General features: G+C 45.9%; 1 protein-coding gene. It reads left to right on the top strand.

The window, feature by feature from the left end; translation table 11 throughout:
- On the top strand, positions 1–233 hold a 233-nt coding region (locus tag R0J87_RS25080; RefSeq protein ID WP_498889736.1), incomplete at both ends, for a hypothetical protein.

Below are 233 nucleotides of genomic sequence, written 5' to 3'. Positions count from 1 at the left end.
AACTGAGCAGGGACAGTACAGTTGGGATTGGGGCTTATTGTTTGAAGTTGAGCATTACCAGCAGACCGATAGTAACGAGTTCACTACGGGTTTATTAGTTGAAAAAGAGTTTGAACATACCAGTCTGACCATAAATGCGTTATTGGTATACGAATGGGGGCAGAACGTGCCGTCAGAGCTCGAAACCGAGTTTCGTCTGCAATACCGCTATCGGTTTCTACCCGCATTACAGC

The organism is Halomonas sp. SIMBA_159, assembly GCF_046536035.1.
GTDB lineage: Bacteria > Pseudomonadota > Gammaproteobacteria > Pseudomonadales > Halomonadaceae > Vreelandella > Vreelandella venusta_A.
Note: the sequence above shows the minus strand (reverse complement) of the source record. Positions and strands in the feature narration are given on the sequence as shown.